This window comes from Ruegeria sp. AA6 (assembly GCF_056542865.1).
This window is the reverse complement of sequence record NZ_JBQGAN010000002.1, coordinates 497,481-522,388: the sequence shown is the minus strand read 5'-3', so window position 1 is coordinate 522,388 and position 24,908 is coordinate 497,481. Positions and strand designations below refer to the sequence as shown.

Annotated in this window: 24 protein-coding genes, 1 tRNA gene and 1 pseudogene; 12 read left to right on the top strand and 14 right to left on the bottom strand. The window is 55.9% G+C overall.

All coding sequences use genetic code 11. The features are described from left to right. Positions 1-34: 34 nt before the first annotated feature. The 4 genes from ACR0LN_RS05565 to ACR0LN_RS05550 are packed head-to-tail and all read right to left on the bottom strand — an operon-like array spanning position 35 to position 3,174. Complete coding sequence (locus ACR0LN_RS05565; protein WP_480428280.1) at positions 35-1,081, bottom strand: sensor histidine kinase; 1,047 nt, start codon at positions 1,079-1,081, stop codon at positions 35-37. A 22-nt stretch (positions 1,082-1,103) separates the two neighbouring features. After that, entirely contained in the window at positions 1,104-1,628 is a 525-nt protein-coding gene (locus tag ACR0LN_RS05560) for a gamma carbonic anhydrase family protein (protein WP_480428279.1), read from the bottom strand. Next, positions 1,625-2,266: a guanylate kinase gene (gene gmk / locus ACR0LN_RS05555; RefSeq protein ID WP_480428278.1), complete on the bottom strand. Its 642-nt coding sequence runs from the start codon at positions 2,264-2,266 to the stop codon at positions 1,625-1,627. Before gmk ends, ACR0LN_RS05560 begins: the two co-directional genes overlap by 4 nt. A 17-nt stretch (positions 2,267-2,283) precedes the next feature. Next, entirely contained in the window at positions 2,284-3,174 is an 891-nt protein-coding gene (locus ACR0LN_RS05550) for a YicC/YloC family endoribonuclease (RefSeq protein ID WP_480428277.1), read from the bottom strand. A gap of 224 nt (positions 3,175-3,398) precedes the next feature. Here ACR0LN_RS05550 and ACR0LN_RS05545 point away from each other — a divergent pair. Beyond that, positions 3,399-4,079 (top strand): annotated as a pseudogene (locus ACR0LN_RS05545) (PAS domain-containing protein). A gap of 52 nt (positions 4,080-4,131) precedes the next feature. Here ACR0LN_RS05545 and ACR0LN_RS05540 read toward each other — a convergent pair. Continuing rightward, positions 4,132-5,502: a class II 3-deoxy-7-phosphoheptulonate synthase gene (locus ACR0LN_RS05540; protein WP_480428276.1), complete on the bottom strand. Its 1,371-nt coding sequence runs from the start codon at positions 5,500-5,502 to the stop codon at positions 4,132-4,134. Positions 5,503-5,669: 167 nt separating this feature from the next. Between ACR0LN_RS05540 and ACR0LN_RS05535 the strand changes: the two genes are divergently transcribed. Further along, positions 5,670-6,674 carry a GlxA family transcriptional regulator gene (locus tag ACR0LN_RS05535; RefSeq protein WP_480428275.1) on the top strand — a complete coding sequence of 335 codons (1,005 nt, stop codon included), beginning with the start codon at positions 5,670-5,672 and terminating at the stop codon, positions 6,672-6,674. Positions 6,675-6,681: 7 nt separating this feature from the next. Here ACR0LN_RS05535 and ACR0LN_RS05530 read toward each other — a convergent pair whose 3' ends face one another. Next, a complete protein-coding gene (locus tag ACR0LN_RS05530) occupies positions 6,682-7,776 on the bottom strand; it encodes a PQQ-dependent sugar dehydrogenase (protein WP_480428274.1) in 1,095 nt (364 codons plus the stop codon). 162 nt (positions 7,777-7,938) lie between these two features. Between ACR0LN_RS05530 and ACR0LN_RS05525 the strand changes: the two genes are divergently transcribed. The 4 genes from ACR0LN_RS05525 (at position 7,939) to ACR0LN_RS05510 (ending at position 11,321) form a co-directional block, all read left to right on the top strand. Beyond that, a complete protein-coding gene (locus ACR0LN_RS05525; RefSeq protein WP_480428273.1) occupies positions 7,939-9,120 on the top strand; it encodes an ABC transporter substrate-binding protein in 1,182 nt (393 codons plus the stop codon). Between the two features lie 106 nt (positions 9,121-9,226). After that, complete coding sequence (locus tag ACR0LN_RS05520; RefSeq protein ID WP_480428272.1) at positions 9,227-10,015, top strand: ABC transporter ATP-binding protein; 789 nt, start codon at positions 9,227-9,229, stop codon at positions 10,013-10,015. After that, a complete protein-coding gene (locus tag ACR0LN_RS05515; protein ID WP_480428271.1) occupies positions 10,012-10,842 on the top strand; it encodes an ABC transporter ATP-binding protein in 831 nt (276 codons plus the stop codon). Before ACR0LN_RS05520 ends, ACR0LN_RS05515 begins: the two co-directional genes overlap by 4 nt. A gap of 5 nt (positions 10,843-10,847) precedes the next feature. Then, positions 10,848-11,321: a hypothetical protein gene (locus tag ACR0LN_RS05510; RefSeq protein WP_480428270.1), complete on the top strand. Its 474-nt coding sequence runs from the start codon at positions 10,848-10,850 to the stop codon at positions 11,319-11,321. 136 nt (positions 11,322-11,457) lie between these two features. On the opposite strand, the gene ACR0LN_RS05505 is transcribed toward ACR0LN_RS05510, so the two are convergent. Further along, positions 11,458-11,811, bottom strand: a complete 354-nt coding sequence (locus ACR0LN_RS05505) for a hypothetical protein (protein WP_480428269.1) — start codon at positions 11,809-11,811, stop codon at positions 11,458-11,460. A 410-nt stretch (positions 11,812-12,221) separates the two neighbouring features. Here ACR0LN_RS05505 and ACR0LN_RS05500 point away from each other — a divergent pair, with 410 nt between their 5' ends. From ACR0LN_RS05500 to ACR0LN_RS05485, 4 genes are all read left to right on the top strand, one after another. After that, the gene (locus tag ACR0LN_RS05500; protein WP_480428268.1) at positions 12,222-12,599 is read left to right on the top strand and encodes a hypothetical protein; all 378 of its coding nucleotides are present in this window, start codon (positions 12,222-12,224) and stop codon (positions 12,597-12,599) included. Between the two features lie 208 nt (positions 12,600-12,807). Continuing rightward, positions 12,808-13,818, top strand: a complete 1,011-nt coding sequence (locus ACR0LN_RS05495) for a branched-chain amino acid ABC transporter permease (RefSeq protein ID WP_480428267.1) — start codon at positions 12,808-12,810, stop codon at positions 13,816-13,818. Further along, positions 13,815-15,128 carry a branched-chain amino acid ABC transporter permease gene (locus ACR0LN_RS05490; protein WP_480428266.1) on the top strand — a complete coding sequence of 438 codons (1,314 nt, stop codon included), beginning with the start codon at positions 13,815-13,817 and terminating at the stop codon, positions 15,126-15,128. The genes ACR0LN_RS05495 and ACR0LN_RS05490 overlap by 4 nt, the downstream gene beginning before the upstream one ends. Before the next feature lie 183 nt (positions 15,129-15,311). After that, positions 15,312-15,563 carry a hypothetical protein gene (locus tag ACR0LN_RS05485; protein ID WP_480428265.1) on the top strand — a complete coding sequence of 84 codons (252 nt, stop codon included), beginning with the start codon at positions 15,312-15,314 and terminating at the stop codon, positions 15,561-15,563. A gap of 45 nt (positions 15,564-15,608) precedes the next feature. Here ACR0LN_RS05485 and ACR0LN_RS05480 read toward each other — a convergent pair whose 3' ends face one another. Continuing rightward, positions 15,609-17,150, bottom strand: a complete 1,542-nt coding sequence (locus tag ACR0LN_RS05480) for a helicase HerA-like domain-containing protein (RefSeq protein WP_480428264.1) — start codon at positions 17,148-17,150, stop codon at positions 15,609-15,611. A gap of 437 nt (positions 17,151-17,587) precedes the next feature. Here ACR0LN_RS05480 and ACR0LN_RS05475 point away from each other — a divergent pair, with 437 nt between their 5' ends. Further along, the gene (locus ACR0LN_RS05475) at positions 17,588-18,181 is read left to right on the top strand and encodes an invasion associated locus B family protein (protein ID WP_480428262.1); all 594 of its coding nucleotides are present in this window, start codon (positions 17,588-17,590) and stop codon (positions 18,179-18,181) included. 64 nt (positions 18,182-18,245) lie between these two features. On the opposite strand, the gene ACR0LN_RS05470 is transcribed toward ACR0LN_RS05475, so the two are convergent. From ACR0LN_RS05470 to ACR0LN_RS05455, 4 genes are read right to left on the bottom strand one after another with little or no spacing between them, the layout of a single operon-like run. Then, complete coding sequence (locus ACR0LN_RS05470) at positions 18,246-19,454, bottom strand: beta-ketoacyl-[acyl-carrier-protein] synthase family protein (RefSeq protein ID WP_480428260.1); 1,209 nt, start codon at positions 19,452-19,454, stop codon at positions 18,246-18,248. 9 nt (positions 19,455-19,463) lie between these two features. Beyond that, positions 19,464-19,721 carry an acyl carrier protein gene (locus tag ACR0LN_RS05465; protein WP_480428259.1) on the bottom strand — a complete coding sequence of 86 codons (258 nt, stop codon included), beginning with the start codon at positions 19,719-19,721 and terminating at the stop codon, positions 19,464-19,466. A 32-nt stretch (positions 19,722-19,753) separates the two neighbouring features. Further along, positions 19,754-20,845: a UDP-3-O-(3-hydroxymyristoyl)glucosamine N-acyltransferase gene (gene lpxD / locus ACR0LN_RS05460; protein ID WP_480428258.1), complete on the bottom strand. Its 1,092-nt coding sequence runs from the start codon at positions 20,843-20,845 to the stop codon at positions 19,754-19,756. Between the two features lie 35 nt (positions 20,846-20,880). After that, complete coding sequence (locus ACR0LN_RS05455) at positions 20,881-22,485, bottom strand: L,D-transpeptidase family protein (protein WP_480428367.1); 1,605 nt, start codon at positions 22,483-22,485, stop codon at positions 20,881-20,883. Between the two features lie 354 nt (positions 22,486-22,839). On the opposite strand from ACR0LN_RS05455, the gene mepK reads away from it, so the two are divergent. Further along, positions 22,840-23,409 (top strand): peptidoglycan L,D-endopeptidase MepK, encoded by a 570-nt coding sequence (gene mepK / locus ACR0LN_RS05450; protein WP_170496758.1) that lies wholly within the window; start codon positions 22,840-22,842, stop codon positions 23,407-23,409. 135 nt (positions 23,410-23,544) lie between these two features. Here mepK and ACR0LN_RS05445 read toward each other — a convergent pair. Together ACR0LN_RS05445 and ACR0LN_RS05440 are read right to left on the bottom strand one after the other, a co-directional pair. Further along, positions 23,545-23,621 (bottom strand) — tRNA-Arg (locus ACR0LN_RS05445). 66 nt (positions 23,622-23,687) lie between these two features. Beyond that, a complete protein-coding gene (locus tag ACR0LN_RS05440) occupies positions 23,688-24,908 on the bottom strand; it encodes a cysteine desulfurase (RefSeq protein ID WP_480428257.1) in 1,221 nt (406 codons plus the stop codon).

The window sequence follows — 24,908 nt, the reverse complement described above, 5'->3', positions numbered from 1 at the left end:
GGTGTTAAAGAGCCTAAATGATGGGTTCGCCCGATTATCGCGGCAAAATAACCGTAAATACCGTGCCTTTTCCCAGAACGCTTTCCACACGCAACCGACCGCGATGGCGGTTGATAATGTGCTTCACAATGGCCAATCCCAAGCCCGTGCCACCCAACTGGCGCGATCTGTGGCTGTCTGCGCGATAGAATCGCTCAGTCAGACGTGGCAGATGAATGGGATCGATTCCCGGCCCCTTGTCGATCACCTGAATTCGCACCGCAGGACCACGCGTCGCCGAATCCCGCTCGGATGAGGACACTCGGACCTCAACAGTGCCACCGCTGCCACCATACTTGATGCCGTTTTCGACCAGGTTGGTGAAAACCTGACGCAGTTGATCGCTATCGCCCGTCAGTGAAACCGGGTCATCGGGCGCGTTTAGGGACAGTTCGACCTTGGCATCCTCGGCCAGCGGACGCAGAGAGTTCAACGTGGACTGCAATAACCCCGTCAGTTCCAGCTGCTCCTTCGGGCGCACACGCTCTTCACTTTCGACGCGGTTCAGTGACAGCAGATCACCAACCAACCGGTTCATACGATTGGACTCATCAGTCATAATCTGAAGAAACCGGTCCCGGGCGGCGGCATCGTCTCGCGCGGGGCCACGCAGTGTTTCGATGAACCCCATCAGGGCGGTCAGCGGGGTTCGCAATTCATGGCTGACATTGGCCACGAAATCCCGCCGCATCTGGCTGGCCTGTTCCACATGCGTGACGTCCTGAAAAGTCGCCAGCATCGCGCCACCTTCAACCGCCCCGACCCCGTTCATATAGCGGCATTCCACCTCGAATGTGGTGTCTTGTGCGCCATCGTTCGACAAGTGACGTGTCTTGGAGGGACCCTTTGTGTGCAGGCTCTGTTCAATCGCGTCGATCACCTGCGGCTGTCGCAGGATCGTTGCAAAATGGCGGCCAACGATGTTTTGCGCCAACAGGGTTTTGGCATCAGTATTGGCGGCGATGATCCGCTCGGTCTGATCGATCATCAAAGCCGGCATAGGAATGGCCGAGACAAACTCGGCTAGCAGGTCGTCAGACATTCTTTTGATCTTTCTGAACGCTTCAGTACACAGGCATCATCTCGTTACGAAACCGGCGCATGTTCTGCTGGTAGTGTAGCGCGCTGAGCGTAATTTTCTGCGCTGCGGCCTCATCCAGTTGCCGCACGACCTTGCCCGGCGAACCCATGACCAAAGAATTGTCAGGAATTTCCTTTCCCTCGGGGATCAAGGCCCCTGCCCCGATCAGGCAGTTTTCTCCGATCTTCGCACCGTTAAGAACGATGGCTCCCATCCCGATCAGAGTATTGTTTCCAATCGTACACCCGTGCAGCATCACCTTATGCCCGATCGTGCAGTTCTTGCCGATGGTCAGAGGGAACCCTGCGTCTATATGCATGATACATTCTTCCTGAACATTGCTGCCCTCGCCCACACGGATCTCTTCATGGTCCGCGCGGATGGTGCTGCCAAACCAGACCGAAGCGCCCTGCTCAAGCACCACTTTTCCGATCAGGTTAGCGTCTGGTGCAACCCAGGTATCTTCATGGATTTGCGGCGTGTGATCCCCCAAAGCGTAAATGGTCATGACAGCCCCTCGAATTCGTTTTGCAGAGTGCGGACGTGATTTTGAAGCTTGGGCTGCTGGATACGTCGCATCCGCTCGGCGCTGACAATCGTCTTCAGCTTTTCTTCGGTCGCGTCCAGATCATCATTGACCAACACATAGTCGTAATAACCCCAGTGGCTGATCTCATCCCAGCTTTTCAGCATCCGCTTGGCGATCACGTCTTCGCTGTCTTGACCACGGGTTTCCAGACGGCGTCGCAGCTCGGGGATCGAGGGCGGTAGGATAAAAATGGACAACGCGTGTTTCCCCAGATCCGAGTTCCTTATTTGCACTTCACCCTGCCAGTCCACATCAAACAACACGTCACGACCCGCATCGATCGACTCGCGCACAGGTCCCGCCGGAGAGCCATAGAAATTGCCAAAGACGTGGGCATGTTCCAACATTTGCCCCTCGGCGACCTGCTGTTTGAATTCGTCTTCAGACAGGAAATAGTATTCCCTCCCGTGCTCCTCGCCCGGACGAGGCGCGCGGGTTGTGGCCGAGATTGAAAACTCAAGACCTTCGTCCCATGCCATCAACCGACGGGCCAGTGTGGATTTTCCCGCGCCGGAAGGCGAAGACAGGATGATAAGTAGGCCGCGGCGGTCCGCCATGTCAGTTGTTCCCTTAGTCACTCAACGTTTTGCACTTGCTCGCGCATCTGGTCTATTACGGCCTTCAACTCAAGCCCTACCGAGGTCAACTCGGCGCTTTGCGCCTTGGAACACAGCGTATTGGCCTCACGGTTGAACTCTTGCATCAGAAAATCCAACTTGCGACCAACGGCCACGTCCTGTGACAGCAGATCACGCGCGGCAGAGACGTGTGCTTTCAGACGGTCAATCTCTTCGGTGATATCCGATTTCACTGCGAGCAGTGCCAGTTCCTGCGCGACGCGGTCCGGGTCCGCGCCTTGCGCGTTGTCCAGCACCCGCGCGAGGTTTTCACGCAATGCTTCGGCGGTCTTTTCCTTGCGCTGTTCAGCCAGTTCAGCGGCCTGCGAAGTCAGGGCCGAGACCTGCGTGAGTTGACCGTCGAGGATTTCCGCCAAAGCCTGACCTTCGGATTCGCGCATTTCAATGAATGCGGCCAGAAGGTCGGCAAATTCGTTCGTCAACTCTCCAACCAGCGGCGCGGGATCATCTACGTCGTTGCCTGCATCCAACATGCCTTTGATGGCAATCAATTCGGCTGCAGTCGAAGGTGCCAGTGTAACACCACTGGCGGCAGCCATTTCCTGAGTTTTCAGCAGCGCGGTCAGCGCCGCAGTCATCGCGGCCTCATTCAGAACCAGATCAGGTGCCGTTTCGTCGCGACTTAGGCGCAAGGACAAAGTGACATTGCCCCGGCCAAGCACCTTGGTCATTTGGCCACGCAAGGCGGCCTCAAGCCCGGTCAGCCAATCTGGCACGCGCAGGCGCATATCCAGCCCCTTGCCATTCACACTGCGCAATTCCCACGTCCAGCTATGAGGGCCAAACGCCCCTTTGCCCGAGGCGAAACCGGTCATGGATCTGATCATGGTGAATGTCCTTGTCTGCTGACTTGCAGCACCTAAAGCCATCGGCAGGCGCAGGGCAAGAGCTTGCTGACTTTTGACAAGCTCTCAGGAAGTTAACCATTCATTAAAGAATTCCTCCAAAATTGACTAAACCCGTGTCAATTTGAACTTGGTCAGGGCCGGTTGGGAACAAAAACCCGATGTTCGGCATTTTATGAAAATCGCGATCGATTGACGCTAGGGTGATGAAAATGAAAACCTTTTTCGGGAACGGTTCCGGGTCAAACATTGGAAAGATCGTCGCAATGGATCGTTTTACCAGCGGGCGCAGCCTGTCACCGCTTCGTCAGGCCGAGGCATATTGGACCGCATTGCTGACTGGCAACGGTGTGCCGATGCGGTCGCAAATCGATCCGCGCGGACTTGAGAATATTCTGGAATACACTTTCATTCTGTAACGCATCGCCCCCGGTCTGGCACGGTTTCGACTGGCAGGTAGTCACCTGAATAAGCTGGCGGGTATGGAAGTACGCGGCATGCCCCTGACTGCATTTTTTGAACCAAGCGCCCGTGCAGGCGTCACGGATGTTTTGGAGCAGGTTTTCGCGAAACCCTCTGTCGCCGAGCTTGGCATGGTGTCTGCAGGAAAACTGGGTCGAACCCAATTGCAGGCGCGCATGATCTTGCTGCCGCTGAAAAGTGATCTGAGCGACGTCAGCCGTGTGTTGGGTGTCTTGGTCAGTGATGGTGCGGTCGGAGCAACCCCACGCCGATTCTCTGTTCCAGAAGTAAAAGTACGCCCAGTGTCCGAGGTTCAGGCACCAAAAGAGTCGACACGTCGGGCCTCTGCCGGTTTTGCCGAAGATCAAAGCGAATTCAAGACACGCGGATCGCATTTACGATTGGTTGCGTCACGTGACGACTAACAAAAAAGGCGGGCCAAATTTGCCCGCCTTTCTATTTTGTTAGCTCCCGACTTTAGCTTGCCGCGCGCTTATTACGGTCACGACGCAGGTTGGTCAGTTCCTCAGCCACGAGGAAGGCCAATTCAAGCGACTGCGATGCGTTCAGACGCGGGTCGCACGCGGTGTGATAACGATCCGAGAGATCCTCTTCGGTCACAGCACGCACGCCGCCGGTGCACTCGGTGACGTCCAGACCGGTCATTTCAAAATGCACACCGCCGGGGATTGTACCCTCGGCCTGATGCACACCGAAGAAGTCGCGTACTTCACGCAGAACCGAATCGAACGGACGGGTTTTGTACCCTGTCGCCGACTTGATCGTGTTGCCATGCATCGGGTCACACACCCAAGTCACCTTCGCGCCTTCTTCCTTCACGGCTTTGACCAGACGCGGCAGATGCTCGCCGGCTTTGCCTGCACCGAAACGCGCGATCAGGGTAAGACGCCCTTCTTCGTTCTCGGGGTTCAGCTTGGACATCAGAACCTTGAGGTCTTCGGCGGTGGTCGTCGGACCACATTTCAGACCAATCGGGTTCAGAACGCCGCGGCAGAATTCAACGTGAGCACCGTCCGGTTGACGTGTACGATCGCCGATCCAGATCATATGGCCCGAACCCGCCAGCCAATTGCCCGAGGTCGAATCAAGGCGGGTCAGCGCCTCTTCGTATTCCAGCAGCAGGCCCTCATGGCTAGTGTAGAACTCAACGGTCGAGAATTCATGCGTGGTGTCCGCTGTAATGCCAGCCGCGCCCATGAAGTCGATGGTGTCTTGGATACGGTCGGCGATTTCCGAGTATTTCTGCACGTCCTGTTCGTCGGTGAACCCGAGGGTCCAGGAATGTACCATGCTCATATCGGCGAAACCACCGGTCGAGAACGCGCGCAACAGGTTCAGCGTGGCCGCCGCCTGAGTGTAAGCCTGCAGCATCTTGCCGGGATTCGGAATGCGGGCTTCTGGGGTAAACGCCAGCTCGTTGATGATGTCACCGCGATAGCTGGGCAGCTCGACGCCATCCACCACCTCGGTCGGGGCACTGCGCGGCTTGGCGAATTGGCCCGCCATACGGCCAACTTTGACCACCGGCACTTTGGCACCGTAGGTCAGAACCATCGCCATCTGCAGCATCACCTTGAACGTGTCGCGGATCGCGTCCGCGCTGAACTGTTCAAAGCTTTCCGCACAATCCCCGCCCTGCAACAGGAAGGCTTCGCCGCGACCAGCGGCACCCAGATGTTGCTTGAGACGCCGTGCTTCGCCCGCAAAGACCAGCGGGGGATACTGCGAAAGCTGCGCCTCGACTTTGGCCAGCGCGGCCGAGTCGGTATAGTCTGGCATCTGAACCCGGGGCTTGTTGCGCCAGTTCGTTTTTTGCCATTCAGTCATAGCTTTGATCTCCGCTGAAGTATTCAGGTTGCCTCTATACAAAAAGCATTGAAGACTGACCATATACGATTTGCGACCCTTGACGTCGGAAACAAGCTTTGAGCATGTTGTCGGCTACAAACTTCGCTGTGTTCGCACAGCAGCCAACGAATCAAGGACAATTCGCCATGCAAGAGCAACGCCAAGTTGTCACGGTGGAAGACTCAGCGGGCAATCCCCGTAATTTTGTGTTTGTCCTGCTGGACAAGTTTTCACTGCTATCCTTTGCGTCCGCGCTGGACAGCCTTCGGATTGCCAACCGCATGGCTGACAAGAAACTTTATTCTTGGGCGCTTATGGGTGAAGGCGGCGAAACGGTCACCTGTTCCGCAGGGACAACCTTCACGCTTGATTCGGACTTGATCGAACTTCAGCGCGACGATGTGGTGCTGATCTGCGGCGGTGTCGACGTTCAAACGGCGACGACCAAAAAAGTGCTGAACTGGGTGCGTCGTGAGGCGCGTCGGGGTCTTCGGATCGGCGGGCTGTGTACGGCGGCTTATACTCTTGCCAAAGCCGGGTTAATGGACGGCAAACGCGCCACGATCCACTGGGAGAATGCAGATAGTTTTGTCGAGGAATTCGACGAGGTTGAACTGACCAAATCCGTCTTCCAGATTGATGGCAACCGTATGACCACGGCGGGCGGCACATCATCCATCGACCTTATGTTGAAGATCATCGCTGATGACTATGGCGAGGACCTCGCGAATGCAGTCGCCGACCAGATGATCTATTCCTCGATCCGCACTGATCAGGACACTCAGCGTTTGTCGACCCCGACGCGGATTGGCGTGCGCCACCCCAAACTCAGCCAAGTCATCCTGATGATGGAAAAGAATATCGAAGAGCCGATCTCGCCTTCGATCCTCGCCAAGGATGTCGGCATGTCCACCCGACAGCTTGAACGCCTGTTCCGCCGTTACCTGAGCCGCTCCCCCAAGCGTTATTATATGGAGTTGCGTCTGCACAAAGCGCGCAACTTGCTGATGCAGACGGATATGAGCGTGATTAACGTGGCGTTGGCCTGTGGCTTTGCCAGCCCGTCGCATTTCTCGAAATGCTACCGGGCGCATTACAATACGACGCCTTATCGTGAGCGCGGCGCACAGGGCGACCGCCTTTCGGTTTGAGTCGGGTCTAGTTGCCGGGGGTCATTCGATACACGGCCCCCTGACCCACCGAGATAAACCAGATAGATCCATCGGGCGCTTCGACGATATCGCGCACGCGCTCGGTTTCAGGTCCTTTGATTTGCTCGACCTCCCTCAACGGAGAACCAGCCAGCCGGGCGATATAGTCAAACTTGAGCGAACCGACAAAAATATCGCCCTTCCATTGCGGCCACAGCTTGCCGGAATACACCAGCAACCCCGACGGCGCGATGGACGGGTCCCAATAGTGCTTTGGTTGTTCCATGCCGGGTTTATGGGTCCCCTCACCGATTTTTTGGCCCGAGTAATGCTTGCCGTAGGAAATGACCGGCCAGCCATAATTCCGGCCGGGCTGAACCAGATTGACCTCATCCCCGCCTCGCGCACCGTGCTCGGAAACCCACAGTCGCCCACGAGCATCCAAACCGGCCCCTTGAGGGTTACGGTGACCATATGACCAGATTTCCGGACGAGCTCCGGCTTCCTGAACAAACGGGTTGTCGCCAGGCACCGAACCATCGCGGTTTACACGGATCACTGCCCCCATATGATTTGACTTGTCCTGAGCCGAGGGCCGATCCCCTCGATCACCTATCGTCAAAAACAAAGTGCCATTATTGGCTTCTACTACACGTGAACCGAAATGGCGGCCCCCTGAACCTCCGGGAACAGCTTCGAAGATCACTCGCAGGTTTGTAAGTTTGCCCCCATTCTCAGACAATCGCGCCACCGCAAGTGCTGTCCCTGCGCCGCCCTGTTGTCGTTTTGAGAACGTCAGGAAAATCTCTCTGGTGCGGTCAAAATCTCGCGCGACAGTAACATCCAGCAGACCGCCCTGTCCGTTGGCCACAACTTTCGGAACTCCTGAAACACGTTTTATCTGACCATTTTCGATGTGCCGAAGCGTTCCATCGCGCTCGGTCACCAGAAAACCACCGCTGGGCAAAACCCCGATCGCCCAAGGTGTATCCAGCCCACCAACCATTTCGGTGAGAGTTACAACACCCTGTGAGGTCTGCAAGTTTTCGGCCCAACCGATCCCCGCCCACATTAGGAACACCGACAAAACTGAGCGGATCATACCTGTCCTCCGACGTTTTCGAACCTGCTCTTCAACCATATTCCGCTATCAGACCAAATAGAGCTCTGCGCCGCAAAGACACTTTTTCGTTAGGACTTTTCATTTTCCCAAAGCTTGCCTAGGGTCGTGCCCAGATCAAAGATCACTTCAGGGAGTAACCACATGAAAAAGCTGCTTACTGCAACCGCAGCAACCGCGCTGTTGGCTGGCACAGCGATGGCCGAAGACGTCAAGTTGGGCATTATGTTCGGCTTCACCGGCCCGATTGAATCGCTTTCGCCCGCAATGGCCTCCGGCGCAGAACTCGCGATGAAAGAAGTGTCGGATTCCGGCAAACTGCTTGATGGGTCCACTGTCACCCCGGTGCGCGCCGACACCGGCTGTGCTGACAACGCGCTGGCCACCGCAAACGCCGAGCGTTTGGTTGCCGAAGGTATCAACGGCCTTGTTGGTGGCGACTGCTCGGGTGTTACCGGCGCAATTCTGCAAAACGTAGCTGTGCCGAACGGTATGGTGATGATCTCGCCGTCGGCGACGTCGCCGGGTCTGTCGGTGATGGAGGACAATGGCCTGTTCTTCCGCACTTCGCCGTCGGATGCGCGCGAAGGTGAAATCATGGCCGACATTCTGAAAGAGCGTGGCGTGAATTCGATTGCTCTGACCTATACCAACAACGATTACGGCAAGGGCCTGTCCGAGGCGATCAAGTCATCCTTCGAAGCGCTGGGCGGTGAAGTGACCATCGTTGCAGCACATGAAGACGGCAAAGCAGACTACTCGGCAGAAGTAGGTGCTTTAGCCTCGGCAGGCGGCGACATTCTGGTTGTTGCTGGCTATTTGGATCAAGGCGGCCTTGGTATCATCCAGTCTTCCCTCGATAGCGGCGCGTTCGACACGTTTGGCCTGCCGGGTGGTATGATCGGAGACTCGCTGCCCGAGAACGTCGGCCCCGATCTGAACGGCTCCTATGGTCAGGCCCCGGGTTCGAAGAGCGAAGCCGCCGACGCGTTCTTTGCAATGGCCGAAGGCGAAGGATTTGATGGTTCCTCAATCTTCGTTCCTGAATCCTACGACGCCGCAGCCCTGTTCCTGCTGGCCATGCAGGCCGCAGGCTCCAGCAACCCGGCGGACTATGGCGGAAAGATCATGGATGTCGCCAATGAGCCGGGAGAAAAGATCTATCCGGGTGAGCTTGCCAAAGGTCTGGAACTGCTCGCCGCCGGCCAAGAGATCGACTATGTCGGTGCCTCCGGTGTTGAGCTGATCGGCCCCGGTGAAAGCGCTGGTGCATATCGCGAGATCGAGGTCATTGATGGCGAAATGAAGACGGTCAACTACCGCTAACCAATCGCCAGACAGGTCGAAACCAAACAGCCCGGGCCTTGTGTCCGGGCTGTTTCAGTGACAAAAGGCTGCACCTCTGTTTTCGCGGATTTGACAAGGGAAAACCATGATCGTCGTTGAGGACGTGCACAAGCACTTTAGCGGTTTCCACGCCGTGGACGGAGCATCGCTTGAGATCGAAAAAGGCTCGATCACCGGCCTGATCGGGCCGAACGGCGCTGGCAAGACCACTCTGTTCAACGTGATCGCGGGCGTCTTGCCTCCGACCAGCGGCAAAGTCATCATGGATGGCGAGGATATCACTGGCTTGCCCCCGCATGAGTTGTTCCACAAAGGTCTGCTGCGCACGTTCCAGATCGCGCACGAGTTTTCCTCGATGTCCTGCCGCGAGAACCTGATGATGGTACCCGGCGCGCAATCGGGCGAAACGCTGTGGAACACGTGGTTCGGTCGCAAGCGTATCGCAGATGAAGAACGTGCCCTAAAGGCCAAAGCGGACGAGGTTTTGGAGTTCCTGACCATCGAACATTTGGCCGACCACAAGGCCGGTCAGGTCTCGGGCGGGCAGAAGAAACTGCTGGAGCTTGGCCGCACCATGATGGTCGACGCCAAGATTGTGTTTTTGGATGAGGTCGGCGCGGGCGTGAACCGTACTCTGCTCATGACCATCGCTGACACAATCCTGCGCCTGAACAAGGAACGCGGCTATACCTTTGTGGTCATTGAGCACGATATGGATTTCATCGGCAAAATCTGTGACCCGGTCATCTGCATGGCCGAAGGCAAGGTTCTGGCCGAGGGCACACTGGACGAAATCAAAGCCAACGAGCATGTGATTGAGGCTTACCTCGGCACCGGCCTGAAGAACAAAGACAAGCTGGAGGCCGGGGCATGAGTGACAATCCCTATCAGGATGACCACGGCAACAAGGACGCCACGATCACCAACACCCACGGCGTTGGCACCATGACGCCTGCGCATCCGACCAGCGGTGAGACCTATAAGGTCAGCGGCGGCCCTTTTCTGATCGGCGACACCATGACCGGCGGCTATGGCAAAGGGCCGGACATCCTGCACGACTGCACAATTGCCGTCGACAAGGGTGAAATCGCCGTGATCGTCGGCCCCAACGGTGCTGGTAAATCCACAGCGATGAAAGCCGTGTTCGGGATGCTGGACGTCCGCGCCGGTTCCGTGCGGCTGGATGGCGAGGACATCACCAAGCTTTCACCGCAGGATCGTGTCATCAAGGGCATGGGCTTCGTGCCGCAAACCCAGAATATCTTCACGTCGATGACAGTGGAAGAGAACCTCGAAATGGGCGCCTTCATCCGTCGGGACGATATCAGCCAAACGATGGAGCAGGTCTATGACCTCTTCCCCATCCTGCGCGACAAGCGCAATCAACCGGCCGGAGAGCTTTCGGGCGGTCAACGCCAACAAGTCGCCGTCGGCCGGGCGCTGATGACCCAGCCCAAGGTACTGATGCTGGACGAACCGACCGCCGGTGTCTCGCCCATCGTGATGGATGAGCTGTTCGACCGGATCATCGAGGTTTCGCGCACCGGGTTGCCGATTCTGATGGTCGAACAGAACGCCCGCCAGGCGCTGGAGATCGCAGACAAGGGATATGTGTTGGTTCAGGGGCGCAACGCGTACAGCGGCACGGGTAAGGAACTGCTGGCTGACCCGGAAGTGCGGAAGAGTTTCTTGGGGGGGTGATCTCTGTGTTTAAACCATTCTCAGGAGTTCTGAACAATGCATGGTTCTTAGTCGCATGTGTTACAACGTGCTCCCCGCTACAGGCCTCCGAAACAGAAATCTCTAATGTTGCCAAAGAAATACTGACCAATGGCGGATTTGTTTTAAACTGTAAGCTCTCAGAGGCTTGCAGCCGCAGTGATTGCTCACCCATTGATAGCACAGTTGAAATCGCGCTGAGTGCAGTGACGGATTCCCAACTCCCCTTAGATACAGACGAGGCCGTCGTGGTGCGAGGTACTTGGATTGAGCCCGCGCGCCATAGCGACGTTACAGGCGTTCAAGTAGGCAAAGTTGCGACAGTAATCGCTAGTGGTTTCGGGGATGCCGTATTGATGGCATCCGTTGGTCTGAAAACGCTGGAAATCAATTCGTCCGAACACTTGTCGACAGTTTTCGGAACTTCAAATCAATACGGTTCCTGCGAGGTGGTAAACTGATTGACTTCCTCAAGGCCCTTGTGGCGCTATCCTAATACGTTCTCGTTTCAGCAATCACCTACGCCACTCATCGCGTTTATTACGTCACAATCACGGAGGCGCGAACTTTCGCCGCGGAAACCCAACACGTTTTGATTCAAAAGACAGGCTCACCGCACATCCCGAAATCCTGCGCTGCATGCGGACCTTTGATCGACATATCGTAGTTACGATCCTCGAAATCCACAACAAATGTCACGACGTCTCGATCCATGATGTGTAGGAAGGTAAGTGAGTTCAGACCGCTGATGATCGTCGCTTCTCCCTTGATGTCCTCAGTTACGATAAACCCTTTGTCGGTTGAACCAGACCGAGCCAGCGTCACAGAGCCTCGGTTATTGTCCGATATGCAGTTCACGACAAAATCAGCGCCGTTTAAAGGGTCGTTCGGCGTGGCATGGGCCAAAACTGGCATTGTCGCACTCAGTACCAGAGCTGCATAGATTTTCATGGTTTACCTCATTTTTCAGAACCAATCCGCAGCGCTTTTGATCATCTGTAAATTCAATATTTTCAACATACTGCGACACGAATCTCACCCTTAATTGATCCTTGGTGAGAGGCCGTGTTCCCTGAAAGAACCATACCCCGTGTCCGGCTGAAATGCCCTTTTCGAAACCAATCGTGACCGAAAAGTGTCGCTTGAAACTCAACACACTCAACGCGACAAAAAATTGCACCAATTCTCAATACGTTGATGCATTAAATCATCCAAACGAAAGCATTGGCACTTTCAGATTTCTGCCTTTTCTAGGCTTCATTTCAGCCATGATCCACACCTAGTCACGGCGCGCGAACAGAGAGAATCCTTTTCGGATTCTCGGCACTTTTGGGCTCTTGCCCATCTTCAGGAGACATACAATGAAATATCTGGCAGCGCTTGCCGCCATCGTTCTGCCCGCGTCCGCGCAGGCAGTGTCGCAGCCCCCTGCAGAAGGTGAAGTCGTTTACGAGTGCCAGATTACCGAGATCTGCAAGACAAGCGGGTGTGCCCCGATTGATCCAGCCCGGACGGTCACGCTGAAACGCGTGGACGGGAATTCCAAGGGTCGCGTGTTGGCCGACGGTGAAGAGTTCGAAGTGCATGTATTTCGCGGCGTAGGATCACAGGAATTCTTGCGAATCCTCTCTGGCGGTAGCGTTGGCTATACCGTCAGCAAGCCCTCTGGCGCATTGGCAATCCGAGCGTCGGGCGCCCAACAACGCCACGAGCGCGGTCAGTGCGCGATTGCGAATTGAGGCTGCCGCTTCACGAATTCAAAGCAACTAAATCGCCCTTTGGCACGCCGGGTGCTTCTGAGCTGCTCCGGCGCTTTCGACCAAAGGGCGAAATCTCCCTGTAAACGCTACTTTTTATGAGGAATTCGACCCTGACGGTTCGCCGGAATATTGTGTCTTGGCGCGCTGGTATGCCATAAGGCCGCACCCGTCGGATTGGGAAGGTGAGATGGACATACTGAACGCGCTCGTCGCGCTTGCGAATTTTGTGTTGGTGCCTGCGATTGCCTATGGCAGCCAACTGGCACTGGGGGCGCTGGGGGTCACTCTGATCTATGGCATCCTTCGGTTTTCGAACTTTGCCCATGGCGACACGATGGCTTTCGGCGCGATGATCGCCGTTCTGGTGACTTGGGGCCTGCAGGCTGCAGGGGTCAGCTTTGGGCCGCTGCCAACCGCTTTGCTCGCCCTGCCCTTTGCCATTCTGGGCTGTATCGTTCTTGTGTTGATCACTGACAGGCTCGTCTATCGTTTTTACCGGGAACAAAAGGCCAAACCGGTTATACTTGTAATCGTGTCGATGGGCGTGATGTTCATCATGAACGGCTTGGTGCGTTTCATCATTGGCCCGGACGACCAGAGGTTTTCAGACGGCGCGCGGTTCATCGTTTCTGCACGAGATTTCAAAGAGATGACGGGTCTGCGTGAGGGGTTGGCGATCAAGACCTCTCAGGGCATTACGGTCATCGTGGCGGTTGTCGCGGTGGCGCTGCTGTTCTGGTTCCTCAACAAGACCCGCACCGGCAAGTCGATGCGCGCCTATTCCGACAACGAAGATCTGGCCTTGCTATCAGGCATCAACCCCGAACGCGTGGTCATGATCACCTGGATCATCGTCGCTGCGCTGGCGACCACTGCGGGGGTTCTGTACGGGCTGGACAAAAGCTTTAAGCCTTTTGTCTATTTCCAACTGCTGCTGCCGATTTTTGCATCGGCCATTGTTGGCGGACTTGGCAGCCCGTTGGGAGCTATCGCCGGCGGGTTCATCATTGCATTTTCCGAAGTGACGATCACCTACGCTTGGAAGAAAGTCCTAACCTATCTGGCACCGGAAAGCCTCGCCCCGTCGGGTTTGGTTCAATTCCTGTCCACCGACTACAAATTCGCCGTCAGCTTTGTCATCCTGCTGATCGTGCTGCTGTTCAAACCTACGGGTCTGTTTAAGGGGAAAGCGGTATGACCGAGAACGTCAAAAATACGCTTCTCTTCGCCGTTGTCGGTGGTTTGATCCTGTTGACCGGATTCACGCAAAGCTGGAACGCCGCGATCCTGATCCTGAACATGGGGCTGATCTCGGCCATCATGGCGCTGGGCGTGAACCTGCAATGGGGGTTTGCCGGGCTGTTCAATGTCGGTGTGATGGGCTTTGTCGCTCTGGGTGGTCTGGCCGTTGTGTTGATCTCGACCCCGATGACACCAGGAGCGTGGTCTGCCGGTGGGTTTGGTATCGTGCTGGCCTTGTTGCTGGGCGCTGCGACCGTCGCGGCAACCGTGATGGTTGCGCAAAAAATGCCCAAAGGCAGAGCGCGCACACTTTCGATCATTGCTATTCTGGTCGTCGGTTTCTTTGTCTACCGCGCTGTATTCGATCCTAACGCCGCCGCAGTCGAAGCGATCGAACCGGCGGTCGCGGGCAACCTTGGCGGCTTGAACCTGCCCGTTCTGCTTGCATGGCCGGCTGGCGGCCTGCTGGCGGCCGGTGCAGCGTGGCTAATTGGCAAAACCGCTCTGGGCCTGCGTTCCGACTATCTGGCAATTGCAACGCTGGGGATCGCCGAAATCATCATCGCCATCCTGAAGAACGAAGACTGGCTGGCTCGGGGGGTCAAGAACGTCTACGGCATCCCCCGCCCTGCTCCGGTCGTGGGGTATGAGGTCGACCTGCAAAACGATCCGGGCTTTGTTGCTCGGGCCGAATGGTTTGGACTGGACCCGGTCACGGCGTCGACACTTTCGGTCAAACTGGGCTATTCGCTTCTGTTCCTGATTGTTTTGCTGGTCTTGTTGTGGATGGCCCAGAAGGCGCTACACAGCCCTTGGGGACGCATGATGCGCGCCATTCGCGATAACGAAGTTGCCGCCGAGGCGATGGGCAAGGACGTCACGCGCCGTCACCTGCAAATATTTGTTCTGGGCTCGGCGATCTGCGGGATTGCGGGTGCGATGATGACCACTCTGGACGGTCAGCTGACACCCAGCGCGTATCAACCGCTGCGGTTCACATTCCTGGTCTGGGTGATGGTGATCGTAGGCGGCTCGGGCAACAATCTGGGCGCGGTATTGGGTGCGTTTGTCATCTGGTTCCTTTGGGTTCAGGTCGAACCGATTGGGCTGTGGCTCATGAGCCTGATCACCGCGGGACTGCCTGATGGCAGTGCCCTAAAGGCGCATCTGATTGAAAGTGCCGCGCATATGCGGCTGCTGACGATGGGCCTTATTCTACTGATTGTGCTCAGATTCAGCCCCAGAGGGCTGATCCCAGAAAAATAGCCCGGAATAAGGTGAATACTGGAAACCGCGCTACGCAAACGGCGAGGTTTCTTGATTCACGAACCGAACCTGAATAGACCAAGTTATCGGTGGGCACATTCCGGACCAGACCAGATCGCCTTCACGGTAAATTAGTCAATCGACGCTGATACTACAGGTCACCATTCAAAAGTAAGAAGACAAATGACAACTTCGTTCATCCCTAAACTCCTTATGTTGCCAGTGGTTGCCAGTCTGGCTGCCTGTATTCCGTCACCCGAAGATCTTGAGACTGAACCCGTGAAGATACAGACCCCGAAAGGCGAGGTAACATGCCAGCTGTACCGCCACGACCGCGTGTCTTGGGATCGGGCCATCAACTTCCCGGCCACTAAAATGTCGGTTCCCGAAGCGGACGCCTACTGTAAGCAAGAAGGCCAACGCCGCCTGAAGTAAACGGACCGGCGCCGCGTGACGTTTAGGCCTCGCGGCGCCTCGGCTCTAGCGGGCGCGAAACAGTCCGCCCAGAATACCTCGGACAATCCTGCGTCCGGTGGTGCCTTTCAGTTCTTTGATAACAGCTTCGCTCATGGCGCTGGCAAATGTGTCCTTTTGCCGTGTCATCCGCGATGAAGACCGCCCAACACGGTTACCGGAATAACGCCGCGCGGTGGCAAACTCACGCTCGGCCACCGATCTGGTTTCCTCCTGTTCTTCCGCTTCGGCAGCGGCCTGCGCAGCCTGATCCGCGCGGGTTTGTAATATCTCGAACGCCGATTTGCGGTCTATCAGCGTGCCGTATTTGGCCTGCATCGGAGATGCAGACAACAACTCCTGACGCTCGGCTTGGGTAATGGGCCCCAGCTGAGAACCGGGCGGCCGGATCAATGTCCGTTCAACGATTCCAGGCACGCCCTTTTTCTGCAGCATCGAGGTCACCGCCTCGCCCACACCGACCTCTCGTATCGCGGTTTCGGTGTCGAAGGCGGGGTTCTCGCGGTAGGTTTCCGCCGCCAAACGCAGGTTTTTGCGGTCTCGGGCCGTAAACGCGCGCAATGCGTGCTGCACCCGGTTGCCAAGCTGGCCTAGAATATCCTCGGGGATGTCTGCCGGGTTTTGCGAAATGAAATATACGCCAACCCCCTTCGACCGAATGAGCCGGGCAACCTGTTCGACTTTATCGACCAGAACCTTGGGTGCGTCTTCGAACAATAGATGCGCCTCATCAAAGAAAAACACCAGCTTGGGTTTGTCCGGGTCTCCGACTTCTGGCAGCTCTTCAAAAAGCTCGCTCAACAACCACAGCAGGAAAGTTGCATAAAGTCTGGGCGACCCCATCAACTTGTCCGAGGCGAGGATGTTCACCATGCCCTGCCCGTTTGCGTCTGTACGCATCAGATCAGCCAGTTCCAGCGCGGGTTCGCCAAACAAGTTCGTCCCGCCCTGATTTTCCAGCACCAGCAAACGTCGCTGTATCGCGCCGATCGACGCGGTCGAGACGTTGCCATAGCGCAACGACAATTGCGCCCGGTTTTCACCGATCCACACCAACAATGCCTGCAAGTCCTTGAGATCCAGCAGTGGCATCCCTTCCTCGTCCGCCACGCGGAAAGCAATGTTTAAAATTCCCTCCTGGGCCTCGCTCAGATCCATCAAACGCGACAAAAGCAAAGGCCCCATCTCGGTCACTGTGGTTCGAACGGGATGTCCCTGTTCTCCAAAAAGGTCCCAGAAAGTTACCGGGCACGCGGCGTAGGTGTAGTCCTGAAGCCCTATACGCGTGGCACGTTCCTGAAACGCCTGATTCAGCCTGTGGCTTTCAGATCCAGCTTTTGCCAAACCGGACAAATCGCCCTTAACGTCAGACAAGAACACTGGCACGCCTGCTTCCGAGAACCCCTCGGCAAGAATCTGCAAAGTCACTGTTTTCCCAGTGCCCGTCGCCCCGGCAATCAGCCCATGGCGGTTGGCGTATTTCAGAGTCAAGGATTGAGGCTGACTGTAATCCTCACCTGCACCGCCTAAAAAAATGCTGTTGTCCATGTATGTTGGCCCTAATTTCACCGATCTGCCCTCAGCATACAAAGTTAACCTTTGGCTGCGATAGTCAATTCGCGGTCTTTCTACAGTTGGTGTTAGGCCGCAAACTTCCTCCCTGTTGACTGGCCGCGCTTTCGGGCGCGGTTTTTTTAAAGGATTACTTGTTCCCAAATTAAAAATTCAGGTTTTCAGTTGACCGTCGCGTTCCCCTTTCGTAACGTCTGCGCATAACTAAGTCGGCCAGTCCGACGGGGAGAAAATTTATTGAAAGGGAGCCGCACTTCTGGCTCCCTTTCTTTGTGATAAGCCCCAATTACCAGATCATAAAAAAGCGGCGAAAATCCGAGTATATTCTTCTGTTTGGTCCGCTTAACGCCTGACACTGCGGTTCAAGGGTGGTAAGACCAACAAAAAAGATCATCCACTCAGCCGAGGCATTCATGATTAAGAAACTTCTTCCTATGACCGCAGTTACCGCAATGCTGCTGACTGGCGCTGTCAACGCTCAAGAAACCCAAAGCGAAGAGGCGCAACCAACGCCCGCGGAAAACGGCCTGGATCTTGGAACTTCTGGCCCGCGTGTTGGTGAGCAATTCGTCAAAGAAAATCACGGGGACTGGGATGTCTCTTGTGTCAAGGCCGCAGCTGGAGAAGATCCCTGTGGGATGGTGCAGATATTAAACGGGCAACAGGGCGAGCCTCTGGCCGAAGTTACTATTGGAAAGTTGCCACAAGGTGGTGCAGCAGTTGCTTGGGCCAACGTGGTTGTGCCCTTGGAAACCTTGCTTCAGGCACAACTTGCCCTGTCGATCGACGGCGCACCGCGCAAGCTATACAACTACCACCACTGCCTTCCTGTTGGATGCGTAGCTCAATTGGGTCTTAGCCAGGGAGATATCGACGCGATGAAAGCTGGCACCAAGGCCGTTTTGTCGCTGGTTCCGGCACGGTTCCCGGATCAGGTCGTGAACATGGACTTGTCTCTGTCCGGTTTCACATCCGCGTTTGATGACCTGAGCGTCAATCAAAACTAATTTGGCAAAATAAAAAGTGCCGCCGAAATAATCCGGCGGCATTTTTGCTTGCTGCGGCGGTGCTTTAAACCCGTTTCAGGGCGAGAACGGCGTTAAGTCCTCCAAATGCGAAAGCATTGCTTAGCGCGACATCAACCTTTGCCTCGCGGGCGTCATTGGGAACCACGTCCAATGCGCATTCCGGGTCGGGTTCTTCATAACCAATTGTCGGAGCGACAACCCCATCGCGCAATGCCATGATGCAGGCCAATAGCTCAACCGCGCCGGTTCCACCTATCAAGTGACCGTGCATGGACTTGGTAGATGAAATCATCAGATCATCCGCATGCGGCCCGAACACATCAGCCACAGCTGCGCATTCGGTTTTGTCATTTGCCGCCGTACCAGTGCCATGCGCGTTGATATAGCCGACCTGATCCGCATTCAGACGCGCATCCGCAAGAGCACCCGCCATGGCCCGTGCCGCGCCCTGTTTGCTGGGCATTACGATGTCAGACGCATCTGAAGACATGGCAAACCCAACGACTTCACAAAGAATCTCGGCACCTCGGGCACGAGCATGTTCGTATTCTTCAAACACGAACACTCCGGCCCCTTCGCCCTGTACCATGCCGTTTCGATTGGCGCTGAACGGGCGGCAGGCGTCCTTTGACATGACGCGAAGCCCTTCCCAGGCTTTGACACCACCAAAGCACAGCATGGATTCTGATCCACCTGTGACCATTGCAGGCGCTGCCCCGCTGCGCACCATCTGGAAGGCTTGTGCCATTGCGTGGTTAGACGAAGCGCAGGCCGTCGATACAGTGAAACTCGGGCCTTTCAGATTGTGTTCCATCGACACATGACTGGCCGCCGCGTTGTTCATCAGCTTAGGCACAACGAAGGGATGAACGCGGTTCTTCCCGTCCTCGTAGACTGAACGGTAATTGTCATCCCACGTCGACACACCACCGCCAGCCGTGCCCAACACAACACCCGAGCGCGCAGCAAGATCGCCGTGGAATTCGATCCCCGATTGATCAATTGCCTCTTTCGCGGCTGTCAGAGTGAACTGTGTGAACCGGTCATAGAGGCTCATCTGCTGGCGGTTAAAACGCCCCTCGGCCTCGAACCCGCGCACCTGACCGCCGATTTTGATGGAAAGACGCTCAACATCGCGGAATTCGAGTTCAGAGATACCGCAGCGCCCTTCGCGCATGGCCTCCAGCGTATCGGGGACGGAATGACCCAACGAATTGATCGTCCCGGCCCCGGTAATGACAACGCGTTTCATGAGGCTATGTCAGACCTTTTCCGACACAAGCTTTTCGATCCCGGCGATGATCGCTGCTACATTCGTGATGTCGAAATCGCTGGCTTCGGGTTCGTTGGCGTTGAACGGCACCGAGATATCGAACTCTTCCTCGATGGCGAAGATGCTTTCAACCAGTCCGAGGCTGTCAATCCCCAAATCCTCAAGCGTACTTTCGGGCGTGACGTCCGAAGGCTCCAGCACGGCCTGCTCAGCAATGATTGCGATGACGCGGTCGGTGATGCTCATGTCGGTCCTCTGATTATCCCGTTGAGGATGATTTAATCGCTCGGGGGCTGTTTGAAAACAGCCTTTTTCAGCGCCTCAACGTCGCGCGCCATTCGGGGCAAACGACGCTGAGCTTTGTAAATGTCGGTATGGGTTTCCATTTTGATACCCGGATAGCCCATGATCACGCGGCCCGCAGGCACATTGGACAGGATTTTAGTGCCGCCCCCTGCAATAACGCCGTCACCAATAAATATATTATCAACTACACCAGTCTGGCCGCCAAGCACCACATTATTGCCGATCTCGACCGAGCCAGACACGCCAGTTTGACCGCACAGAAGGCAATCCTGCCCCACGCGGGTGTTGTGGCCAACGTGCACCAAGTTATCCAGTTTGGAGCCGTTGCCGATGCAAGTATTTCGGATCGTGCCGTTGTCGATTGTGCAATTGGCGCCGACTTCGACGTCATCTCCGATTTCTACAGCACCAAGTGAGTGGATGCGCAGCCAACTTTGCGCGCGGGCATCGCCCTGATCACCCATGGTCTTTCGAACGTTTTCGACCCCCGAAACCTCGGGCGTCACAAAGCTAAACCCATCACCACCAATACGCGCGCCCGGTTGCGCGATGAACCGATCCCCTATTTGAGCCCGCGCGCCGATGCTCACCATCTCTCGCAACACGGCATTTTCACCCAAAACGGCGTCCATCCCGATCACACAATGCGATCCAATCACTGCACCCTTACCGATACGTACACGAGCACCGATCACAGCCAGAGGTCCAATCGCCGCGCCATCGCCGATTTCTGCCGTAGGGTCGATCACGGCCGACGGGTGAACGCCTGGTTCGACCCCCTGCCCCCGATCCATCATCGCGGTGATCCCGGCCATTGCCATTCGCGGTCGGGGCACAAAAATTGCTGCGGCAAGCCCCAGCGCCCGCCAATCAGCCCCTTCCCACAACACAGCAGCCTTTGCCGACCCGCCACTCAGCGCTTCGGCATATTTAGGAGACATAGCCATCGCCAAGTCCGACGCGGTTGCGTCCGAAGGTTCAGCCGCGCGCTCAATGACAAGGCCCGTGTCACCCTGGGTTTCAGCCCCCAGAGCATCGGCAATTTGCTGAATGGTATAGTGCATGTCGGGCTTCCCGGTTTAAGGACTTGCCCCGCTGATTACCCCTGAACGTCCGGCAGGGCCACCCCTGCTTTCTGCAAGGCCTCCCAGATTTTTTCATCCCGTTCATAGACATCACGGCGGTATTGGACCTGCCCTTTCGGGCCAATATACGCCGTTCGATAGATCAGGTGGACTGGCACGTGCTGTTCCAGATGCACGGTAGTTTCCTTGCCCGTAGCCAGAACGCGATGGAAGAACGCCTTTGGATCTTCTTCTTGCTTGGCCAGCAGCGCATAGGCGAATTCGAACGGGTCGGCTAAGCGGATACACCCGTGTGAGAACGCCCGCACCTCTCGCGCGAACAGGCTTTTCTGAGGTGTATCATGCAGATAGATGTTGTACTGGTTGGGAAACATGAACTTCACCAACCCCAGAGCGTTGCTTTGACTAGGCGGTTGGCGCATCGCAAACGGAAAATTTCTGGCGTTGAACTGCGTGAAATCCACCGCGCCGCGATTGATCTGCCGTCCGCTGCGGTCAGTAATCTGTATATGCCCTACCGCATTGGGGTTGGATTGGAGTTTCGGTAAATATTCCTTGGTAATGATCGAGCGCGGAACATACCAACTAGGGTTGATGACCATGTGCTCCATTTCGTCCGAAAACTCCGGGCTGCGGCGGTCATGTGTGTTCATGCCGATCACGGCGCGCGTTTCAAACGTGACAAGCCCATCGTCGACGATCTTGGCCGAGAAGTCAGCTTGGTTCACTAGAATATGGCGCTCTCCACGTTCACGCGGCAACCAACGTTCGCGCTCCAACGCGACATAGACAGACTTTAGGCGATCCGAGGCGCTTCTATTCAATTCGGTGATCGTACCCTGACCAGCTACACCATCCGCAGCAAGCCCGTGATCGGTCTGGAAAGCTTGTACGGCGGTCAAAAGTTTGTCGTTAAATTCCGGGTTGGCCGTTGGCCGCAAATACCCCATGGACACCAAACGGTTGCGCAGTTTGATCACATTGGGACCTGTGTCGCCATATTCAAGCTTGTCCTCGGGAACCGTAGGCCCCCAACCGCCTTGATGGACCAATTGCTCAAGAACCATCTTCTGCTTCATAAGCGCACGGTACTGGGTGGATTGCGGAGCAAGTTGATCAAAGTAATCGCCATCTGTGGTGGAGATCAGACTCGTCAGATGGGCTTTGGCCGAGCGACGCTCGACCTTCCGAACCAGACCATCGTCAATCGTGGATGGGCGCAAGGCTCCGGACTGAAGGTTGCGCGCATATTCTACAAACGCGCGGCTCAACTGGATTTCGACAGCCCCCAGATCACGCGTGGTGTCAGCTTCCTGCATCTGATTGAGCAAGGATTGAACGCTGTGAGTGCCCTTAGGCAATCCGTGCATATCCACTTGGGACAATGCGCGGACCAACTGCGCACGCCGAGCCGCGTGCTGAGCTGAATCCCCTACCCAGACAGGTTTGAACCCATTCTGACGGTAAAATTCTGCGATCCCAGACCCAGTTGGTTCAAATTCTGCAACAGCCATCTGAAACGCCGTTGTTGTGCGCGTTTCTGTATCGGCAATCGCTGCCGAAACCAGACAACACGTAGCAAAGAAAATACCAATACGCGTTCGAATGCGTGAGAACATGGGATGGCCTTGATTATTCATTAATTTACACCGCAAACCTAAGTGCCGAACAAATATGATTGCGCCTACAGTGACTTGTCTATTCACAAATGTATCAACACGGCGCTTATTCCAGTGCCTGATGCGTCTTTGCATCGCCCGGCGGGAATACGCCGTCAAATGCCTCAACATTATACATATTTGCGTCACCTGCGCAAAAAACTGCCGAAAATTCCCCCTTGAAAAGGTGATTTTGAAAGACTTCTTGGCGGACTTTCGCGTCTGTGTCATAAATCCCGCATCTGGGATGGGAAAAAATTAAGAACGCGCGCGTAACATCGTGCGCAGGCAGGAACAGTACGGGACGAAACAAAAATGACGATGAGCAGTACTTCGGGTTTGACCCGGCGTGCCCTATTGGGCGCATTCGCAGCTACAGCGGTCGTGGCAGCACCGACTTATTCCAATGCAGCAGGGTTTCTTCGCGGCGGTGGCGATATCCGGCGCATTCGCATGTATTCCGGTCGGACGGGTGAGCGGATCGACATGATCTATTGGGTCGATGGAAAATATATCAAAGACGCTGTGAAAGAAGTGAACCACTTCATGCGCGACTGGCGCACCGATCAGGTCAAGGATATGGATCTGCGCACTATCGACATCATGGCCGCGTCTCACAACCTGCTGGATGTCAACGAGCCCTATATGCTGCTTTCCGGCTATCGTTCACCGCAAACCAATGCGATGCTGCGGTCCCGTTCACGCCGCGTTGCCAAGAACTCATTGCACATGAAAGGCCAGGCTGCTGACCTGCGCCTGTCATCGCGTTCTGTGTCCCAGATGGCCAAAGCGGCCATGTCCTGCCGCGCCGGCGGTGTTGGCAAATACTCCCGTTCAAACTTCGTCCATATGGATTGCGGCGAGGTCCGCAGCTGGGGCGGCTAAACCCGCCCCGCAGGTTCCAAACGATGAGCGCCATTGGGCGCTCTTTGTTTTTTGGGCAAACGCAAATGAGCTTATTTCAGCCAACAAGCAGTCGCACTGCGATCAGCCCGCCGAAATCAAAATCAGAAGTGAGAGTGGCGCACCTGAGAGGATTCGAACCTCTGGCCTCTGCCTTCGGAGGGCAGCGCTCTATCCAGCTGAGCTACAGGTGCCTTGGCCGTTAGCTAACCTTGTTCCGATCCGGGTGCAACTGCAAATCTTCCCGGATCGGTTAGGATTCACGCAAAGAGATCATGCGCAAGCTCAAGCGCATCCACCAGCGTATCGACCTCATCGGTGGTGTTATAGAGGCCAAAGCTGGCGCGGCATGTTGCGGTCACGCCGTAGAAATCCATCAACGGTCCGGCGCAGTGGTGACCAGCACGTACAGCGACGCCTTTTTTGTCGAGAATCGTAGAGACATCATGCGCATGCCCTGCCCCATCCAGCGTAAAGCTGAAGATGGCGGCCTTGTCTGGGCGTGTGCCCTGAACCTGCAGCCAGTTGAGACCGGTCAGCTTTTGCATCGCGTAATCGCGCAGCGCACCTTCATGAGCGGCGATATTCTCCATCCCCAGCTCCATCATGTAATCCAGCGCAACGCCCAGTCCGATGGTTTGCACAATGCCCGGAGTACCGGCCTCGAACTTCATCGGCGGGTCATTGTAGATTACCTGATCCTTGCTGACCTCTTTGATCATGTCGCCGCCGCCGATAAACGGGCGCATTTCGGCCATGCGTTCGGATTTGATGAAAATCGCGCCAGACCCAGACGGACCATACAGCTTGTGCCCCGTGATCGCATAGAAATCACAGCCGATGTCCTGAACGTTGACAGGCATGTGCACGGCGCCTTGGCTGCCATCAACCAGAACTGGAACACCCTTGGCATGCGCGCCTTCGGTGATCGCCTTGACGTCAACCACAGTGCCCAGAACGTTGGAACACTGTGTTACGGCCACCAACTTGGTCTTAGGGCCAATCGCATCAATCACGGCCTGCGGATTCAAACCACCGTCGGCGTCCACATCGACCCATTTCAGGACAACACCCTGACGTTCACGCAGAAAGTGCCACGGCACGATGTTGGCGTGGTGCTCCATAACGCTGAGTACGATCTCATCCCCTGCCTGCAGGCGGGGCATCGCCCAGCCGTAGGCGACCAGGTTGATCCCCTCGGTCGTACCAGAGTTCAGGACGATTTCATTCTCATTCGCTGCACCAAGGAATTTGCCAATCGTACCCCGGACGGCTTCATACTTCTCGGTCGCTAAATTGGACAGATAGTGCAGACCACGATGCACATTCGAATATTCCTCGGCATAGGCCCGCGTTACCGCATCGATCACCACCTGAGGTTTCTGTGCCGATGCACCATTGTCCAAATAGGTCAACGGCTTACCATTCACCTCACGCGACAAGATTGGAAAGTCTGCGCGGATTTTTTCTACGTCGTACAT

Coding starts and splice junctions, on each gene's coding strand:
- ACR0LN_RS05535 (WP_480428275.1), top strand. CDS start 5,670: ATGCAAGAGCAACGCCAAGTTGTCACGGTGGAAGACTCAGCGGGCAAT.
- ACR0LN_RS05520 (WP_480428272.1), top strand. CDS start 9,227: ATGATCGTCGTTGAGGACGTGCACAAGCACTTTAGCGGTTTCCACGCC.
- ACR0LN_RS05505 (WP_480428269.1), bottom strand. CDS start 11,811: ATGAAAATCTATGCAGCTCTGGTACTGAGTGCGACAATGCCAGTTTTG.
- ACR0LN_RS05525 (WP_480428273.1), top strand. CDS start 7,939: ATGAAAAAGCTGCTTACTGCAACCGCAGCAACCGCGCTGTTGGCTGGC.
- ACR0LN_RS05540 (WP_480428276.1), bottom strand. CDS start 5,502: ATGACTGAATGGCAAAAAACGAACTGGCGCAACAAGCCCCGGGTTCAG.
- ACR0LN_RS05550 (WP_480428277.1), bottom strand. CDS start 3,174: ATGATCAGATCCATGACCGGTTTCGCCTCGGGCAAAGGGGCGTTTGGC.
- ACR0LN_RS05455 (WP_480428367.1), bottom strand. CDS start 22,485: ATGTTCTCACGCATTCGAACGCGTATTGGTATTTTCTTTGCTACGTGT.
- ACR0LN_RS05515 (WP_480428271.1), top strand. CDS start 10,012: ATGAGTGACAATCCCTATCAGGATGACCACGGCAACAAGGACGCCACG.
- ACR0LN_RS05475 (WP_480428262.1), top strand. CDS start 17,588: ATGATTAAGAAACTTCTTCCTATGACCGCAGTTACCGCAATGCTGCTG.
- lpxD (WP_480428258.1), bottom strand. CDS start 20,845: ATGCACTATACCATTCAGCAAATTGCCGATGCTCTGGGGGCTGAAACC.
- mepK (WP_170496758.1), top strand. CDS start 22,840: ATGACGATGAGCAGTACTTCGGGTTTGACCCGGCGTGCCCTATTGGGC.
- ACR0LN_RS05465 (WP_480428259.1), bottom strand. CDS start 19,721: ATGAGCATCACCGACCGCGTCATCGCAATCATTGCTGAGCAGGCCGTG.
- ACR0LN_RS05500 (WP_480428268.1), top strand. CDS start 12,222: ATGAAATATCTGGCAGCGCTTGCCGCCATCGTTCTGCCCGCGTCCGCG.
- ACR0LN_RS05470 (WP_480428260.1), bottom strand. CDS start 19,454: ATGAAACGCGTTGTCATTACCGGGGCCGGGACGATCAATTCGTTGGGT.
- ACR0LN_RS05490 (WP_480428266.1), top strand. CDS start 13,815: ATGACCGAGAACGTCAAAAATACGCTTCTCTTCGCCGTTGTCGGTGGT.
- ACR0LN_RS05530 (WP_480428274.1), bottom strand. CDS start 7,776: ATGATCCGCTCAGTTTTGTCGGTGTTCCTAATGTGGGCGGGGATCGGT.
- ACR0LN_RS05485 (WP_480428265.1), top strand. CDS start 15,312: ATGACAACTTCGTTCATCCCTAAACTCCTTATGTTGCCAGTGGTTGCC.
- ACR0LN_RS05565 (WP_480428280.1), bottom strand. CDS start 1,081: ATGTCTGACGACCTGCTAGCCGAGTTTGTCTCGGCCATTCCTATGCCG.
- ACR0LN_RS05495 (WP_480428267.1), top strand. CDS start 12,808: ATGGACATACTGAACGCGCTCGTCGCGCTTGCGAATTTTGTGTTGGTG.
- gmk (WP_480428278.1), bottom strand. CDS start 2,266: ATGGCGGACCGCCGCGGCCTACTTATCATCCTGTCTTCGCCTTCCGGC.
- ACR0LN_RS05560 (WP_480428279.1), bottom strand. CDS start 1,628: ATGACCATTTACGCTTTGGGGGATCACACGCCGCAAATCCATGAAGAT.
- ACR0LN_RS05440 (WP_480428257.1), bottom strand. CDS start 24,908: ATGTACGACGTAGAAAAAATCCGCGCAGACTTTCCAATCTTGTCGCGT.
- ACR0LN_RS05480 (WP_480428264.1), bottom strand. CDS start 17,150: ATGGACAACAGCATTTTTTTAGGCGGTGCAGGTGAGGATTACAGTCAG.